Consider the following 15,465-nt stretch of genomic DNA (forward strand, 5'->3'; position numbering starts at 1 on the left):
AGTCGATGACCGCTGCTACCACCACCGAACCGCTGCTGCCCCCGGGGCGCGGATTCGGACTGGCCGACGTCTTCCGTCGCCGGTACCTCCTCTCCCTGATCGTGAGGAAAGAGGTGCAGATCCGCTACCGCGGCTCCGCGCTCGGATGGGTCTGGTCCTACGTCAAACCGCTGGTCCAGTTCGCTGTCTTCTACCTCGCCATCGGCGTCTTCCTGGGGATGAACGCGCGGGTCGAGTATTTCCCGCTCTATCTGCTCTCCGGCATCACGATCGTCACGTTCTTCAACGAAGCGTTCACGAACGGCACACGGTCGCTCGTCGACAACGCTGCGCTCATCAAGAAGATCTACCTGCCGCGCGAGATGTTCCCTGTTTCGAGCATGCTCATCGCGGCGGTGAACATCCTTCCCCAGATCGCCGTGCTGGTCGTCATCGCGCTCGTCTTCGGGTGGGCGCCGTCGGTGCTGCAGGTCCTCGCTCTCCTGCTGGCGATCGCGTTGATCGCCGCGCTCGCCACCGGCCTGGGGCTGCTGTTCGGGGCCGTCAACGTCACGTTCCGCGACGCTCAGAGCTTCGTCGAGATCATCACGATGTTCGCGGTCTGGGCTTCGCCCGTGATGTACCAGTGGGAAATGGTGGCCGAGAAGGTTCCCGACTGGCTCTTCGTGCTCTACCGCCTCAACCCCGTGACCGCCGCGGTGGAGCTCTTCCACTACGGCATCTGGTTCCCCCTCGATCCGGCCGGCGGTCGGATCATGCCGGACATGTGGTTGTTCAGCGGCATCGCCGCCGTTATGTCGATGGTCTTCCTCATCATCGGTCAGACCGTGTTCCGCTCCCTGGAGGGTCGCTTTGCCCAGGACCTCTGAGGCCGTCGCGCCCCGCATCCGCCTTGTGGACGTCCATAAGGACTTCCGACTGCGCCACACGCACTCGATCAAGGAGACGTTCCTCGCCGCCGTGCGGCGCAAACCCCTCACCACGGACTTCCACGCGCTCGACGGCGTGAGCTTCGACATCGCGCCCGGCGACGCGGTGGCGCTTCTCGGCTTCAACGGTTCGGGCAAGTCCACAGTTCTGAAGATGATCTCCGGCGTGCTGCGTCCTGACTCCGGCGAGGTCCTGACCCGTGGCCGCATAGCCGGGCTCATCGAGGTGGGCGCGGGTTTCCACCCCGACCTCTCCGGCCGCGAGAACATCTTCCTGAACGCTGCGATCCTCGGGATGAGCCGGCGCGAGACCGAGGAGCGCTACGACGACATCGTCGCGTTCAGTGAGATCGAGCGGTTCATCGACACCGAGGTCAAGCACTACTCGTCCGGCATGTTCCTTCGGCTCGCCTTCTCGGTCGCGATCCACACCGAGGTCGACATCCTTCTCATCGACGAGATCCTCTCGGTGGGCGACGAGCCGTTCCAGCAGAAATGCCTGCAGCGGATCCGCGAGCTCCACGCCGCGGGAAAGACGCTGGTCGTCGTTTCTCACGACCTGGACATGGTTTCGCAACTGTGCGAACGCGGAATCCTGCTGCGCGACGGCAAGGTGGCATTCGACGGTCGAAGCGATCTCGCAGTCGAGCGCATGAGGGCCTGACATGGATCCGACGGCGGGCGAGGAGGGGCGAGGCGCGGCTGAGCCCCTTCTCTCCCGACGTTCGCTGATCCTGGGCTCGGTCGCCGCCGGGGCGATCGTCGTCGGCTCCGCGTCGAGCGCTCGAGCCTTCACCTATCAGCTGCGATCGCAGGCCGAACACGATGCCCTCCCCATCACCTGGGGGTACCCGTTCGACAGCCCGGCCGACCGCAGGCTCGGCGTCGACGGCTATCCCGGCCCCACCTACAGCGGGCATATCGGCGTCGACTTCTTCACCGTGCCCCGGGTGGGCACGCGCGTGCTGGCCGTCGCGAACGGCACCGTGAGCCAGATCGGCGACGACGGCGAGGTCGGACGTGGCGTGTTCGTCGTTGTTCAGCACGCCGCGGGCGTGAGATCCGAGTACCTGCATCTCGAGCGCGGGAGCATTGCGGTGAGGGTGGGGCAGCCCATCAGCAGATGGACGCCGCTCGGCCGCACGGGCTGGACGGGCGACGTGCGACCGAAGGAACCGCTGAGCGGGCACCTGCATCTGGCGATATTCTCCGGGCCGCATCGGACCGGGGTTGTCTGGAACCCGGTGTGGCTCGTCGCAGACGCCCCGACGCCCGGCGGGACGATCCCGGAACCGACACCGACAAACTACGAGGATGACATGGCCTATCCCTTCCGCGTCGACAACAAGCACCTCTTCCTCGTGTCCCCGGGGTTCATCAAGCACTTCTCGGACTCGGGGCCGGCTGACCTCACCCGCAACATCGTGGCGTCGAACGACGAGTGGATCTCTCTCGGGTCGGCCGATTTCCTGAAGCAGCTGGACTCCTTCGGCGTCCCGCGGAACATGGTGGATCTCACCGTCGGACGCGTGTTCGACGTATCCGCGGGTCAGATGGTCGTCGGTGGCATGTGGTCGTGGGCGCGCGAAGCGCAGCAGAACACGCGAGCGATCCTGGCGGCGCTGAACAACCGACCCTAGGTCCTACCGGCGCGTCACAGCTCGGCGTGCAGCGCCCAGACCCGCTCCGCGTGATCGCGCCACGAGAAGGCCCGTCCGCGATCACCGGCCCGCACCGCCCATCGGTGCAGCTCGTCGGGGGTGGCCAGCACCTCGCCGGCGGCGTCGCGCAGCTCGGCGAACGGAGCGATGCGCGCCCCGTCGAGCAGCACTTCGCGGTGCACGGGCGAATCAGCGGCCACGACCGGTACGCCCAGCACCATCGCCTCGATGGCGCGCCACGGGAACGCGGACTGCTCCGACAGCGCGATCAGCAGCACCGCGGCGTCGAGGACGGCCGCACGGTCGGCGGCATCCAGTCGGCCGGGGATGATCACCCGGTCGCGGGCGATGCCGGCGTTCTCGATCACGCCGGCGATATCGGCTGGCTCGTCGAAGATCACGACGCTGACGGTCTCTTCGCCGGCGATCGACGACAGCACGGCGCGCAGTTGCTCCTCGGTGCCGCCGGCGACGATCGCGACCCGGTCGGGAACCCCGAGCTCGCGGCGGCGCCCGATCGCGTCCGTGGGCACGCGGAACCCGTCCGGCGCAGCCCCGGGGATGACGCGGACCCGCGCTCCGAGCCGCGGGGCGATCTCGGCGAGGCGTTCGGCGAGGGCGTGGGTCGGGACGACCACGGCATCCGCGTGCTTCTCGGCGCGCTTGAGCAGCGCGCGCTGAGCCAGCACCGTCGCCCTGGGCAGCAGGGCGGGAGTCTCCCACGCGGCGAGGTCCCAGACCGTCACGACGGTCTGCTCGAGGTCGTGGGCACGGTCGTGCTTGACCAGCGGGGCGAGGAGCGTGGGGGCGTGCAGCAGTCCCCCGGCCACTCCCCCCGTGATGCCCATGGGCCACGAGGCCAGCAGTCCGGTGCGCGGGAACGGTGCGCGGACGGTCTGCGCCAGACCGGCGATCGCGGCGGCGGCATTGCCCGCATCCGAGGCGACCACCCCGGCCACTTCGCAGCGGGCGGGGGCGGTGGCGATGAGCGCGCGCGCCACCTCGAGCGATGCCTCCGCCGTGTCGGCGGCGACGACGTCGGCGAGCTGGTCGAGCACGAGCTTGAGGACGGTGGTCATCCCTCGTTCTCCGCTTCCGGAGTCGGCGGGTGCAGCGCGTTGCGCACCATCTCCTGCGCCAGCGCGAAGTCGGGGTCACGCTCCTCGATGCCGTTCTCGGGGGTCAGCTCGATCGTCGTGACCGGCTGCTCCTTGGCCTTCATCGCGATGTCGGCGAGGAACGGCAGCAGATCGGCGGGGATGTCGGTCTGCACGAGCACCTGCCCGGCGTCGGCGATCTCGGTGAAGCGGTCGAGCACGTTCTGCGGCGTCATCTGCGCGAGGATCGCCTGCTGCAGCTCGCGCTGGCGGCGCATGCGGTCGAAGTCGCTCGTGGTGTAACGCGAGCGGGCGTACCACTGCGCGGTGTCGCCGTCCATGTGCTGCTGACCGGCTTCGATCCAGCCCTCGGCCCAGTCCTCGGCGCTCTGGCCCTCGTACTGCGGCCCGCCGCCCTTCGGAAGACGCTCGATGACGTTGATGTCCACGCCGCCGAGAGCGTCGACGAGGTCGGCGAAGCCCTTCATGTCGAGGAAGACGTAGTACGGGATCGTGATGCCGAGGATGCCCTCGGCGGCATCCTTCGTGGCCTCGACGCCCGGCGACGACCCGTCGGCGACGGCGTCGGGATACAGCGCGTCGCCGTCACGGCAGACCTCGACCTCGGTGCGCAGCTGGTTGATGCCGCTGTTCCATCCGCAGCTCGGGTCGATGCGACCCTCGTGCACGTCGGGGTAGAGATCGCGCATCGGCCCCTCGGCGAACGGGAAGTGTCCCATGTCGCGCGGGATGCCGGTGATGGTGGTGGCACCCGTCTCGGCGTTGACCGACACGACCGAGATCGAGTCGAATCGCATCGAGTCGCGCCCGTCGCCGCTGTCGGCGCCGAGCAGGAGGATGTTGTAGTAGCCGTCCGAGGGCGGGACGCTCGGTCCGCTGGCGCCGAAGACGCTGCTGAGCGTCTCGCGCACCGAGTTGACGCGGTCGAAGGTCCACGCAGCCGCCGATGTCGAGGCGACCGCGAGCAGGATCGCCAGCAGCGGCACGCCGACGCGGGCGATCGTGGACGCCCGGACGAGTCGGACCAGGCGGAGCGTGTCGATGGTCAGGACGATCCACAGCACCGCGTAGAACGCGATGACAGCCTGTACCAGGAGGAGCACGAACCAGTTCGTGGCGAGCGAGAACAGCAGCGGTCGCCACAGCAGGCCGGTGAGCACCGTGATCAGCGCGAGCAGCCACATCACGATCGTCGCGCCGAGTCCGAAGCGTCCGAGACGCCGGTTGCCCGCGAGCACCTGCGCCGACCCCGGCAGCAGGAAGTTCATGACGACCAGCCACCATCCGCGACGGCCCATCATCTCGGGCGACGACGCGTCGGGATGCCGCAGCGGCCGCTCTTCGACGAGGCTGCGGCCCCGCGGGCGCGCGGAACCCCGCGGCGGTGCGGCCACGCTCACAGGGACTCCTTCAGCCGGCGGTTCTTCTCGTCGACCTGCTGCTCGAGCGAACGCGCGTAATCCTCGAGCCGGTCCGCGACCGCGGGGTCGGCGGCGCCGATGATCCGCGCCGCGAGCAGGCCGGCGTTCTTGGCGCCGTTGATCGACACCGTTGCGACCGGGATGCCGCCGGGCATCTGCACGATGCTGAGCAGAGAGTCCAAACCGTCGAGCGTGGCCAGCTGCACCGGGACGCCCACGACGGGCAGGGGCGTGAGCGAGGCGAGCATGCCCGGCAGGTGCGCCGCTCCCCCGGCTCCGGCGACGATCACGCGCAGGCCGCGACCGCGCGCCTCACGCCCGTAGCGCAGCAGCTTGTCGGGGGTGCGGTGGGCCGAGACGACCTCCACCTCGTGCGGAATGCCGAGCTCGGTGAGCGCCTGCGAGGCGTCGCTCATCACGCGCCAATCGGAGTCCGAACCCATGACGACCCCGACGAGGGGCGCGTCCGACGAATGCAGCGGCGAGGATGTCACCGATCCAGGTTAGGCGGGGAGCCTGGGGAAACCCCGGAGCGGCACGGGGCCGACAGCCTCAGTCGTCGAAGTGTGCGGCCACTCCGCGTGCGTCCGAGACGACGGCATCCAGATCCGACCCCGTGAGGTTGACGTGACCGACCTTGCGGCCGGGGCGCGGCGCCTTGCCGTAGGTGTGCACCTTGGCGCCGGGGTGGGCCGCGAGGGCGCCGGGGATGCGCGACTCGAGGCTGTCGGCGGCCGGCCCGCCGAGGATGTTGATCATCACCGACCACGGCGCCCGCGGCTCGGTGTCGCCGAGCGGCAGGTCGAGCACGGCGCGCAGGTGCTGCTCGAACTGCCCCGTCACGGCGCCGTCCTGGCTCCAGTGGCCGCTGTTGTGGGGGCGCATCGCCAGCTCGTTCACCAGCAGTCGGTCATCGGCGGTCTCGAACAGCTCGACGGCCAGCATGCCGGTCACTCCGAGCCCCTCGGCGATCGCGACGCCGATGCTCTCGGCGACATCCGTTAGTCGCTGACCGGCGCGCGGCGCCGGCGCGATCACCTCGGCGCAGACACCGCCGCGCTGCACGGTTTCGACGACGGGGTAGGCGCGCCACGAGCCCGAGGGGCGGCGGGCCACCTGCTGCGCGAGCTCGCGCGTGAAGTCGACGAGTTCCTCGACGAGCAGCTGTCCGCCGGGCTCGAGCGCCTCGATCCAGTCGGCCGCGTCGGCTGCCGTCGACACGACGCGCACGCCCTTGCCGTCGTAGCCGCCGCGCGGGGTCTTCACGACGGCCCGGCCGCCGTTGGCGTCGAGGAAGGCCTGCAGTTCGGCGGCATCCGAGATCGCCGCCCACTCGGGCTGCGGCATGCCGAGCTCGGCGAGCTTCGCGCGCATCCGCAGCTTGTCCTGGGCGTAGAAGAGGGCGTCCGGGCCCGGGTGCACGGCGATCCCGTCCGCGACGAGCGCCCGCAGGACGTCCTGCGGCACGTGCTCGTGGTCGAACGTGATGACGTCGACGTCGCGGGCGAAGGCGCGCACGGTCTCGAGGTCGCGGTAGTCGCCGGTGGCGGTGGCGGCGAGCCCCGCGGCCATGCCCGGCTCTTCGGCCAGCACCCGCACGTCGAGGCCCAGCTCGACCGCGGGGGCGATCATCATGCGGGCGAGCTGCCCTCCGCCGACGATTCCGACTCGCAACGACATGGCGCCTCCTCCGGGTTTCGCTCTCCATCTTCGCGCACACGCGCGGCCGCCCGCATGCGCGCGTCGGCACCGGGCCGACGCCGTGGCGGAATCAGGCGTCGGGCGTGATCGCCGGCATGCTGTGCGAGTCGCGGTGGGCGAGGATCTGGCTGACCTCGACCTGGTCGGCGAGCACCTCGTGCACGAGCGAGACGTTCGGGATGTTGCGCAGCCGCAGCGACGGGTCGACGCCGTTCGAGAGGGTCAGCGTGCCGCTGCGGCCCAGCCGCTGCAGGGGTCCGCGCGTCTCGTTGATGGCGTAGCCGCGGATGTGGCTGAGCTCGCCGCGGCGCCGCACCAGCAGCCCCGAGGTCTCGATGACCCGCCGCGTCGTGATGGTGTACGCGTGCCCGAGCCACCGCAGGTATGGCAGCACCACGAGCAGCAGCACGACGATGCCCGCGGCCGACCACAGCATGAGGTCGGTGAACGGCTCGGGGAGGTTGCCCGAGAAGAACCCCACGGCACCGGCCAGCGCGATCAGCAGCAGCGCCGGCCACACCATGCCGCGCGCCTGCGGGCGCACGCGCGCGATGCGCAGTTCGGGGGCGGCTGCCCCCGGCGCGGGCGCGACGGGGCGGCCGAAGGATGCCGCGGGCTGACTCACAGCTCCATCTTCACCCGCCGTCGCCCCAACCCGGTGACGGCACGCCCGCGAACGACGCCGCGTGCGTCGCGCTCAGTCGGCCCGGCGCACGTGCACGACGTCACCGGCGCCCACCGCGACCTCGTTCGCGCCCGTGTCGACCACGAGGCGCCCGTCCTCGTCGAGGCGCCTAGCGGTGCCGGCAAGGACCTCACCGTCGGGCAGCGACACCGTGACCCGCTCCCCCAGGGTGAGGCACGCGCCGGCGACGCGTTCGCGCAGCCGCGGTGCGGCGCCGTCGACGGCGAGCTCGGCGATGCCGTCGCGCAGCCCGGTGAGGAAGTCCGCGAGCAGGCGGTCCTCGTCGACCTCCGCGCCGATCGCAGCGAAGGACGTGGCGGTCGAGACCGGCAGGTCGACCTCGGCCATCGTCGTGTTGACCCCGGCGCCCAGGACGACGTCCCCGGCCTCCCCCGGCAGGACCTCAGCCAGGATGCCGCTGATCTTCCGGCCGTCGACGAGCACGTCGTTGGGCCACTTCAGTCCGACGTCCGACTTCGGCAGCTGCGCCGCGACGGCCTCGCTCATGGCGACCCCGGCGACCAGCGGGATCCAGCCTCGGGCCGGCACCGGCACCGCGTCGACCCGCAACACCACCGAGACGGCGAGCGCGGTGCCCGGCGGGGTCGTCCAGCTGCGATCGAGACGGCCGCGCCCGGCGCGCTGATCCCGGGTGAGCAGGACCGAGAGGTGCGGATGCCCCTGCGGGTCGGCTTCGACATCGTGTCGCAGCTGAGCGTTGGTGGAGTCGCTGTGGTCGACGACATGCAGGCGGGGCGTCACGGCTGCGGCGCGCGGGTAGCCGCTTTCGGGGATCGTCATGGCGGCACTCTACGGTGCGGCATCCGTCACAGGCGAGGGGTTGCATCCGCGGAATCCGACAGACGATTCCGCTCCTCGTTGTGGCCGGGCTCCAACGGCTGCGCGACCGCGCTGGATAGGGTGGAACGCGTGACCGACCAGCCCGACCTGTCCACGACCGCCGGCAAGATCGCCGATCTGCGCGCCCGCTATCAGACGGCCGTCGTCGAAGCCGAGACCGTCGCGCGCGAGAAGCAGCACAAGAAGGGCAAGCTGACCGCCCGCGAACGCATCGAGATGCTCGTCGACCCGGGTTCGTTCGTCGAGCTCGACGAATACGTCCGTCATCGCACGACGGCGTTCGGCATGGACCGCTCGCGCCCCTACGGCGACTCGGTCGTCTCGGGCGTCGGAACGATCCACGGCCGCACCGTCGCCGTCTACTCGCAGGACTTCACGACCTTCGGCGGCTCGCTCGGCGAGTCGGCCGGCGACAAGATCATCAAGGTCATGGAGCTCGCGCTGCGCGGCGGCATGCCGATCATCGGCATCCTCGACTCGGGCGGGGCCCGCATCCAAGAGGGCGTGGTCGCCCTCGGCAAGTACGGCGAGATCTTCCGCCTGAACACCGCCGCCTCCGGCGTGATCCCGCAGATCTCGATCATCATGGGGCCCGCCGCGGGCGGCGCCGTGTACTCGCCGGCCCTCACCGACTTCGTGATCATGGTCGACAAGACCAGCCAGATGTTCGTCACCGGTCCCGACGTGATCAAGACCGTGACCGGCGAGGACGTCGGCATGGAGGAGCTCGGCGGTGCGCACACGCACAACACGCGCTCGGGTGTCGCCCACTACCTGGCCGAGGACGAGGACGACGCGATCGACTACGCCCGCTCGCTGCTGGGCTTCCTGCCCGACAACAACATGTCGGACGCGCCCGTGTACGAGAGCGGCTTCGAGTGGGAGACGACCGACGGCGATCGCACGCTCAACACGATCATCCCGGACTCCCCCAACCAGCCGTACGACATCCACCAGGTCATCGGCGGCATCGTCGACGACGGCGAGTTCCTCGAGGTGCAGCCGCTGTTCGCCCCGAACATCGTGATCGGGTTCGGCCGCGTCGAGGGACGCACCGTCGGCATCATCGCCAACCAGCCCTCGCAGATGGCCGGAACCCTCAACATCGACGCGGGTGAGAAGGCGAGCCGATTCGTGCGGTTCTGCGACGCGTTCTCGGTGCCGATCGTCACCCTCGTCGACGTCCCCGGGTACCTCCCGGGAACCGACCAGGAGTGGACCGGCGTCATCCGCCGCGGCGCGAAGCTGCTCTACGCCTACGCCGAGGCCACCGTGCCGCTCGTCACCGTCATCCTGCGGAAGGCCTACGGCGGGGCGTACATCGTGATGGGCTCGAAGCAGCTGGGCGCCGACGTCAACCTGGCCTGGCCGACCGCCGAGATCGCCGTGATGGGCGGTCAGGGCGCCGTCAACATCCTGTACCGCGGCGAGATCAAGCGCGCCGAGGAGGCCGGCGAGGACGTCGCGGCCGTACGCTCGCGTCTGGCGTCGGAATACACCTACAACGTCGCGTCGCCGTTCCTGGCGGCCGAGCGCGGTGAGCTGGACGGGATCATCGAGCCCGCGCAGACCCGCGTCTACATCGCCAAGTCGCTGCGCGCGCTGCGCGGCAAGCGGGCGGAGCTGCCGGCCAAGAAGCACGGGAACATCCCGCTGTGAGCGCGAGCGACGGTGAGCCCGTGCGCATCGACGTGCGCCGCGGGGATCCCACGCCCGAGGAGCTCGCGGCGGTCATCGCCGTGGTCAGCGAGTCGTACGCCCAGGAGGCGGCCGAGGCGATCGCCGACGACGCCCCGGCCGAGTCGGCCTGGCGCCGATCGGCCCGGGCGCTGCGCGCGCCGCTGCGCCGCGGCTACGGCTGGGGTCGGTTCACCGGGTGACGGTGTCCCCCGAAATACCTACAGACAGCCCCGCGCGCATCGCGCAAACTGGATGTGCTGGAACGCTTCTGCGTTCGGTCGCCTGAGCTTCAACGCCGGCGACTGCTGCGGGTCGGTTTTCGGGTAACCACTCGCATGGCGAGGGGCGGGCGGCTTCGCCGCCCCTCGCCCCCAGCGAGCGACTCGCTCCCCTACTTCTTCGGCGGGGCGGTCATTTCTTCGGCCGGGCGATCTCGCGCCACAGGTCGACCGTCTCTTCGGCCGCGTCGTCGTGACGCGACCGTCCGACCACCGTGACGGCGGTGTCGGGATGCGTCGAGGTGCGGATGTAGAGCCGCTCTGATCGGGCGCCGTCGAGGATCGTCGCGAGCTCGGCGCGGATGGCCGCGAGCTCGCGCTCGTCCAGTCCGTCGAGCCCGCCCTCGTCGAGGAACGTCACGTGCGAGCCCGTGCGGCGCACCTCCTCGAGCACGCGGCGCACCGCGTCGTCGAGCAGGCGGGGACCGCGCAGCTCGTCGCGCAGCCGTCCCTCGGCCAACCGCGCCTGGAGGCGCTCGTCGTCGTCGAGCGCTCCCCCGGCGGCGATCGTGCGCGAGAGCACGGGACCGGCCACCGCGAGCGCCCGCTGGACGCGCACCCGACGCTCGCGGCGGCGCCCCTCCTGCGTCGCGAGCCACTCCGAGGCATCGCGCTGCAGCCGCGTCAGCTCCGCCGTCTCGACGGCGGCGCGGTCGATCAGCAGCACGATGATCTGCGCCCCGCCCACCCAGATCGCCGAGCCCACCGCTCCCAGCGACAGCGTGGGGCCGATGCCGATCCAGACGACCGACCCGACGAACATCACCGCCACCCCGGTCCAGGCGATGAGGGAACGCCGACGCACCACGAGGATGGCCAGCAGCGCGCCGAGGCCGCCCAGGCTCCAGGTGGCGAACGTCTGCAACCGCCCCTCCTCGCCTGCCGCCCACCACGTCGCCGAGGGGATGACCGCCGTGACGGCGAGTGCGAGCAGGGCGATCCACAGGGGCAGCGGCGCCGGGCGGCTCAGACCGGCGGTGACGGCCGTCACCGCGCCGCCGACGGGGTGGGCCTGTTCGGCGGCGGCCATCGGCCGCGTGGGCCAGAAGATGCAGAGACCGGCGACGGCGAGGTACACCACGAGGGTCAGCACCAGCACCACCGGCGAATCGACGGGCCGCGTCCAGAACATCCCGCCGACGGCGAGGTAGCCGGTGAAGGCGACGCCGAGCGCGGAGAGGACCCAGCGAACGGAACGGTTCACGACGACCCCTCCCACACGATCGCCACGGTCGTGCCGGTCGGCCCGGAGGTCACCGTCGCGGTGCCGGCGACCGCCGCGACCCGCGCCACGATGGAGGCGCGGATGCCGAGGCGGTCCTCCGCCACGCGATCGGCGGCGAAGCCGGGGCCGTCGTCCTGCACACGGATCTCCAGACCCCGTGGGTCGGCCCGGAACGTCACGTGCAGCTCAGCTCCGCCCGCGTGCTCGACCGCGTTGGTCACCGCCTGCGCGGCGGCCAGGTGCAGGGCGCGGGCGACCCGCCCGGGCACGGCGCTCGCGCCCGGATCGATGCTGCTGATGTACCGCGCGGCGGGATGCAGGCGCTCGGTCGTCGCGGCCAGCTCGGCCGCCATCGCCTCGGCCGGGACAGGCGCGTCGGGTCCCTCTCCCGCCTCCTGGTCGACGTTCGCCAGACGGGTCAGGGCGTCGCGGGCCATCGACACCGCGAGCGCACGCTCGCGGTCGGTCTCGGCGCGCTCGGCGGCGATGAGGGCGGCCAGGACGCTGTCGTGCATGAGCGCCGCGACGGCGACGCGCTCCTTCTCGACCGCGTCCGCCGACGCCGCCTGGGCGAACGAGCGGACCGCGCTCTCGCGGCCCGCGTCGATGCTCGCCGCGAGCGAGCGGAGGATCCAGCCGACGACGATGAGGACGCTCGCGAGGATGATCGCGAACACCGTGTCGAGCGCGACGTCGACGAGGGTCGCCCGATGCAGGCCGAGGAGCACGAGACGCACGACGCCGTAGAGCACGGGCAAGAGGAACGCCCACACGATCTGCAGCGGCAGCGGGAAGCAGAACACGGCGGCCACGGTGCCGACGTTGATGAGGAACCACAGCCACGGCTGCTGGTCCACCGTCGTCGTGTCGCCCGCGGCGAGCGGCCACAGCACGATCGCCACCGGGAAGACGCCGGCGACCAGGCCCGAGAAGGCGCGCACCCCGCGGGAGGTGAGCAGCGCGACGCACATCATGAGCAGGGATCCCAGCACGACCACCAGCAGCACGGTGTTCCAGAAGCGATCGCCCACGGGGGCGCTCAGCGCGCCGACGAGCGATTGCACACCGATGATGGCGCTGCCCGATCCGACGACGAGACCCAGGATGCGGTCGATGCGCGACTGCGTGAAGCGCTGTGTCTGCGCGAGGGCCTCGCGGAACTCCGCGGGGCCGCGCGGCCGGGTCACCGCGGCCGCCGACGGTTCAGCGGGCATCGGAGGTCTCTGAGACGAGGCCGTCCTCCATCGCGCGGCGGAGCAGGTCGACCTTCGTGGGCGCAGGTCGGCCCACCTCGACGTACTTCACGCGCACCCGCGTGATGTTCTCCTTGGCCGTCGAGTACGCGATGCCGAGCTGTTCCGCGACCGACTTCAGCGGCAGTCCGGCGGCGTAGAGCCGGAGCACATCGCGCTCGCGGGCGGAGAGCTGCGCGTCGGCGAACGCGCGGTCGCCGTCGACGGCGCTGGCCCACTCGACGTTGTCGAGATGCTCGCCGCGCGCGACGGTCGCGATCGCGGCCACGACGTCGTCGGTGCGGGCCGACTTGCTGATGACGCCGAGGGCGCCCGCCGCGAGCGCCTGACGGACGGCGGCAGGCCGGTCGGCGACGCTGTGGATGATCACCTGCGAGCCGTTCCAGACGAGGCGCGAGACGTTCTCGGAGACGGTGGCCCCGTCGCCCAGCATGAGATCGAGCACGACGACGTCGGCCGGCGGCTCGCCGGAGTCGCTGCGCCACCGCACGTACTCGGCGACGGTGCTGCCCGAGAAGACGACCTCGCCGACGCCCGAGCGGGCGCAGGCGGCGGCGAGCCCGAGCCGCACGGACTCGTGATCGTCGATGAGAGCCACCCGCGTCATGCGCTCAGCCTAGGACAGGGCACCCGGAGCGGTCAGTACCGCGACGGTCTCGACGTGGTGCGAGTTCGGGAACAGGTCGATGCCGCGCAACGACAGCGGCTCGTACCCGCCGGTCCGCAGCTGCGCGACATCCCGCGCGAGCGCGACGGGGTCGCAGGCCACGTAGACGAGGGTGGCGGGCTGCAGCCGCAGCAGCGCGTCGACGACATCCCGCCCGGCACCCGACCGGGGCGGGTCGAGCACGGTGACGCCCGAGCGCAGCCGCGCGCGCTCGGCCGGCGACGCCGACTGCTCGAGGTGGGTCAGCCATCGGTCGACACGCCCGGTCTCGGCGCGCGCCCCGACCCAGTCGACGAGGTTCTCGCCGGCGTGGTCGGTGGCCCGCTCGTCGGACTCGACGCTCGTGACGCGGGTGGCGGGTCCGCCCAGCTCCGCGATCGATGCGGCGAGCAGACCGACGCCGCCGTAGAGGTCGAGGTGCCACGCCTCGGGGTCGAGGTCGGCCCGCCCTGCCTCGCGCAGGCCGCGCTGCACGGCATCCGTCAGCGCCGTCGCGGCCAGCCGGTGCACCTGCCAGAACCCGCCAGCGTCGACGCGGAACTCGCGGTCGCCCACTCGCTCGACGACGACCTCCCGCAGCGCGGGATCCGGTGCCGTCCGCGGCCGTCCGCGACCACCGCGACCGTTCCGGCGGGCCGTTTCGGCGCGGGGCAGGACGCGCACACGGCCGTCGGCGGGCTGGACGAGGTCGAGGCGTCCGGGTGCGGCGGAGCGACCGCGGGCGATGGCCTCGGCGATGGCGGAGGTCGCGAGGGGGTGGTCGTCCACCTCGACGACCCGGTGCGAGCGGGCCGCGAACGGGCCGACGCGCCCGTCGTCGTCGACGTGCAGGCTGACGCGCGTGCGCCATCCCGTGCCGTCGCCGGTCTCATCGGCTCCCGCCGGCTCGACCGAGACCGCGGTCTCGAGGCCGCCGAACCGCCGCAATGCGTCGGTGATGACGTGGGACTTCAGCTCGCGCTGGTGGCCGAGCTCGATGTGACCGAGGTCGGCGCCGCCCGGGCGGCGCTCCGGCGGCGTGCCGATGTCGGCGGGCGCCCACACGTGCGCACGCCGGTGCGTCGAGGCATCGAGGACCTCGAGGGCTTCGGCCCGCCAGAACGAGGACTTCGACGTGTCGGTCAGGCGCACCCGCACCCGCTCGCCGGGGATCGCGTCCGGGACGAACACGACGCGTCCCTCGTGACGGGCGACGAATACGCCGCCGTGGGCGACGTCGGTGACGTCGAGGTCGATGGTGTCGCCGGGCTGCATCCTCCGATGGTCCCATACGCCGCGGCCGCACGAGGGCGGTGCGCCGGTAGCGTGAGCGGCATGCGCGTGTGCCTCGCTTCGACCTCCCCCGCCCGCCTGATGCTGCTGCGACAGGCCGGCATCGAGCCCGTGACTCGCTCGCCGCAGGTCGACGAAGAGGGCGTCATCGCTGCCGTCGAGGCGGCCGAGGGACGGATGCTGCCTCCGGACGAGCATGTTCTGCTGCTGGCGCGGCGCAAGGCCGCCGACGTGGTGGCGACCCTCGCGCAGCTCGAGCCCGACTTCGACGGCGTCGTGATCGGCGGCGACTCGATGTTCGCCTTCGGCGGCGAGGTGCTCGGCAAGCCGCTCGAGCCCGCCGTCGCGACCGCCCGCTGGGAGAGCATGCGCGGGGGCACCGGCATCCTGCACTCCGGCCACTCGGTCTACCGGGTCGCGCCCGGGCAGCAGCCGCGCGAAGCGCACGCGGTCGCGCAGGCGGCCGTCACGTTCGCCGACGACGTCACGTCCGCCGAGATCGCGGCGTACGTCGCGTCGGGCGAACCGCTGCACGTCGCCGGGGCGTTCACCGTCGACAGCCTCGGTGGCGCGTTCATCACGCGCGTGGAGGGCGACCCCTCGACGGTCGTCGGGATGTCGCTGTCGACCCTCCGCCGGCTCGTGCGCGAACTCGGCGTCGCGTGGACGGATCTGTGGAACCGCGAGCCCGTTTCGTAGCGTTCCACCGACGTT

At 71.4% G+C, this 15,465-nt stretch carries 16 protein-coding genes; 6 read left to right on the forward strand and 10 right to left on the reverse strand.

Translation table 11 applies throughout. From position 1 onward, the window contains the following. Positions 1-5: 5 nt before the first annotated feature. From JOF37_RS05525 to JOF37_RS05535, 3 genes are read left to right on the forward strand one after another with little or no spacing between them, the layout of a single operon-like run. Positions 6-869 carry an ABC transporter permease gene (locus tag JOF37_RS05525; RefSeq protein WP_210005865.1) on the forward strand — a complete coding sequence of 288 codons (864 nt, stop codon included), beginning with the start codon at positions 6-8 and terminating at the stop codon, positions 867-869. Next, positions 853-1,593 (forward strand): ABC transporter ATP-binding protein, encoded by a 741-nt coding sequence (locus JOF37_RS05530; RefSeq protein ID WP_210005867.1) that lies wholly within the window; start codon positions 853-855, stop codon positions 1,591-1,593. Before JOF37_RS05525 ends, JOF37_RS05530 begins: the two co-directional genes overlap by 17 nt. 1 nt (position 1,594) lies before the next feature. Beyond that, positions 1,595-2,569, forward strand: a complete 975-nt coding sequence (locus tag JOF37_RS05535; protein WP_210005868.1) for a M23 family metallopeptidase — start codon at positions 1,595-1,597, stop codon at positions 2,567-2,569. 14 nt (positions 2,570-2,583) lie between these two features. On the opposite strand, the gene JOF37_RS05540 is transcribed toward JOF37_RS05535, so the two are convergent. From JOF37_RS05540 to JOF37_RS05565, 6 genes are all read right to left on the reverse strand, one after another. Continuing rightward, positions 2,584-3,669: a glycosyltransferase gene (locus JOF37_RS05540; RefSeq protein ID WP_210005869.1), complete on the reverse strand. Its 1,086-nt coding sequence runs from the start codon at positions 3,667-3,669 to the stop codon at positions 2,584-2,586. Continuing rightward, the gene (locus tag JOF37_RS05545; protein ID WP_210005870.1) at positions 3,666-5,108 is read right to left on the reverse strand and encodes an LCP family protein; all 1,443 of its coding nucleotides are present in this window, start codon (positions 5,106-5,108) and stop codon (positions 3,666-3,668) included. Before JOF37_RS05545 ends, JOF37_RS05540 begins: the two co-directional genes overlap by 4 nt. Then, the gene (purE, locus tag JOF37_RS05550) at positions 5,105-5,572 is read right to left on the reverse strand and encodes a 5-(carboxyamino)imidazole ribonucleotide mutase (RefSeq protein ID WP_210007687.1); all 468 of its coding nucleotides are present in this window, start codon (positions 5,570-5,572) and stop codon (positions 5,105-5,107) included. Before purE ends, JOF37_RS05545 begins: the two co-directional genes overlap by 4 nt. A 109-nt stretch (positions 5,573-5,681) precedes the next feature. Further along, the gene (locus JOF37_RS05555) at positions 5,682-6,809 is read right to left on the reverse strand and encodes a 5-(carboxyamino)imidazole ribonucleotide synthase (RefSeq protein WP_210005872.1); all 1,128 of its coding nucleotides are present in this window, start codon (positions 6,807-6,809) and stop codon (positions 5,682-5,684) included. 91 nt (positions 6,810-6,900) lie between these two features. Beyond that, a complete protein-coding gene (locus JOF37_RS05560) occupies positions 6,901-7,455 on the reverse strand; it encodes a PH domain-containing protein (RefSeq protein ID WP_271174817.1) in 555 nt (184 codons plus the stop codon). Between the two features lie 72 nt (positions 7,456-7,527). Beyond that, a complete protein-coding gene (locus JOF37_RS05565; RefSeq protein ID WP_210005873.1) occupies positions 7,528-8,316 on the reverse strand; it encodes a biotin--[acetyl-CoA-carboxylase] ligase in 789 nt (262 codons plus the stop codon). A gap of 129 nt (positions 8,317-8,445) precedes the next feature. Between JOF37_RS05565 and JOF37_RS05570 the strand changes: the two genes are divergently transcribed. Both JOF37_RS05570 and JOF37_RS05575 read left to right on the forward strand, forming a co-directional pair. Further along, on the forward strand, positions 8,446-10,035 hold the full coding sequence (locus JOF37_RS05570; RefSeq protein ID WP_210005880.1) for an acyl-CoA carboxylase subunit beta: 1,590 nt from the start codon (positions 8,446-8,448) through the stop codon (positions 10,033-10,035). Next, entirely contained in the window at positions 10,032-10,256 is a 225-nt protein-coding gene (locus JOF37_RS05575) for an acyl-CoA carboxylase subunit epsilon (RefSeq protein WP_210005881.1), read from the forward strand. Before JOF37_RS05570 ends, JOF37_RS05575 begins: the two co-directional genes overlap by 4 nt. 211 nt (positions 10,257-10,467) lie before the next feature. Here JOF37_RS05575 and JOF37_RS05580 read toward each other — a convergent pair whose 3' ends face one another. Genes JOF37_RS05580 through JOF37_RS05595 form a run of 4 tightly spaced genes read right to left on the reverse strand, consistent with a single transcriptional unit; the run spans position 10,468 to position 14,733 of the window. Continuing rightward, complete coding sequence (locus tag JOF37_RS05580; RefSeq protein WP_210005882.1) at positions 10,468-11,538, reverse strand: hypothetical protein; 1,071 nt, start codon at positions 11,536-11,538, stop codon at positions 10,468-10,470. Next, the gene (locus JOF37_RS05585) at positions 11,535-12,773 is read right to left on the reverse strand and encodes a sensor histidine kinase (RefSeq protein ID WP_210005883.1); all 1,239 of its coding nucleotides are present in this window, start codon (positions 12,771-12,773) and stop codon (positions 11,535-11,537) included. The genes JOF37_RS05580 and JOF37_RS05585 overlap by 4 nt, the downstream gene beginning before the upstream one ends. Then, positions 12,763-13,419: a response regulator transcription factor gene (locus JOF37_RS05590; RefSeq protein ID WP_210005885.1), complete on the reverse strand. Its 657-nt coding sequence runs from the start codon at positions 13,417-13,419 to the stop codon at positions 12,763-12,765. Before JOF37_RS05590 ends, JOF37_RS05585 begins: the two co-directional genes overlap by 11 nt. A gap of 9 nt (positions 13,420-13,428) precedes the next feature. Next, positions 13,429-14,733, reverse strand: a complete 1,305-nt coding sequence (locus JOF37_RS05595) for a class I SAM-dependent RNA methyltransferase (RefSeq protein WP_210005886.1) — start codon at positions 14,731-14,733, stop codon at positions 13,429-13,431. A gap of 60 nt (positions 14,734-14,793) precedes the next feature. On the opposite strand from JOF37_RS05595, the gene JOF37_RS05600 reads away from it, so the two are divergent. Then, positions 14,794-15,450 carry a Maf family protein gene (locus JOF37_RS05600; RefSeq protein ID WP_210005888.1) on the forward strand — a complete coding sequence of 219 codons (657 nt, stop codon included), beginning with the start codon at positions 14,794-14,796 and terminating at the stop codon, positions 15,448-15,450. Positions 15,451-15,465: the final 15 nt, after the last annotated feature.

It is taken from the genome of Microbacterium imperiale (genome assembly GCF_017876655.1).
Lineage (GTDB): Bacteria > Actinomycetota > Actinomycetes > Actinomycetales > Microbacteriaceae > Microbacterium > Microbacterium imperiale.

What these genes read in the sequence shown, in the direction of transcription:
- purE (WP_210007687.1), bottom strand. Translation starts at nt 5,572, where the DNA reads ATGGGTTCGGACTCCGATTGGCGCGTGATGAGCGACGCCTCGCAGGCG.
- JOF37_RS05595 (WP_210005886.1), bottom strand. Translation starts at nt 14,733, where the DNA reads ATGCAGCCCGGCGACACCATCGACCTCGACGTCACCGACGTCGCCCAC.
- JOF37_RS05525 (WP_210005865.1), top strand. Translation starts at nt 6, where the DNA reads ATGACCGCTGCTACCACCACCGAACCGCTGCTGCCCCCGGGGCGCGGA.
- JOF37_RS05535 (WP_210005868.1), top strand. Translation starts at nt 1,595, where the DNA reads ATGGATCCGACGGCGGGCGAGGAGGGGCGAGGCGCGGCTGAGCCCCTT.
- JOF37_RS05590 (WP_210005885.1), bottom strand. Translation starts at nt 13,419, where the DNA reads ATGACGCGGGTGGCTCTCATCGACGATCACGAGTCCGTGCGGCTCGGG.
- JOF37_RS05565 (WP_210005873.1), bottom strand. Translation starts at nt 8,316, where the DNA reads ATGACGATCCCCGAAAGCGGCTACCCGCGCGCCGCAGCCGTGACGCCC.
- JOF37_RS05540 (WP_210005869.1), bottom strand. Translation starts at nt 3,669, where the DNA reads ATGACCACCGTCCTCAAGCTCGTGCTCGACCAGCTCGCCGACGTCGTC.
- JOF37_RS05555 (WP_210005872.1), bottom strand. Translation starts at nt 6,809, where the DNA reads ATGTCGTTGCGAGTCGGAATCGTCGGCGGAGGGCAGCTCGCCCGCATG.
- JOF37_RS05585 (WP_210005883.1), bottom strand. Translation starts at nt 12,773, where the DNA reads ATGCCCGCTGAACCGTCGGCGGCCGCGGTGACCCGGCCGCGCGGCCCC.
- JOF37_RS05600 (WP_210005888.1), top strand. Translation starts at nt 14,794, where the DNA reads ATGCGCGTGTGCCTCGCTTCGACCTCCCCCGCCCGCCTGATGCTGCTG.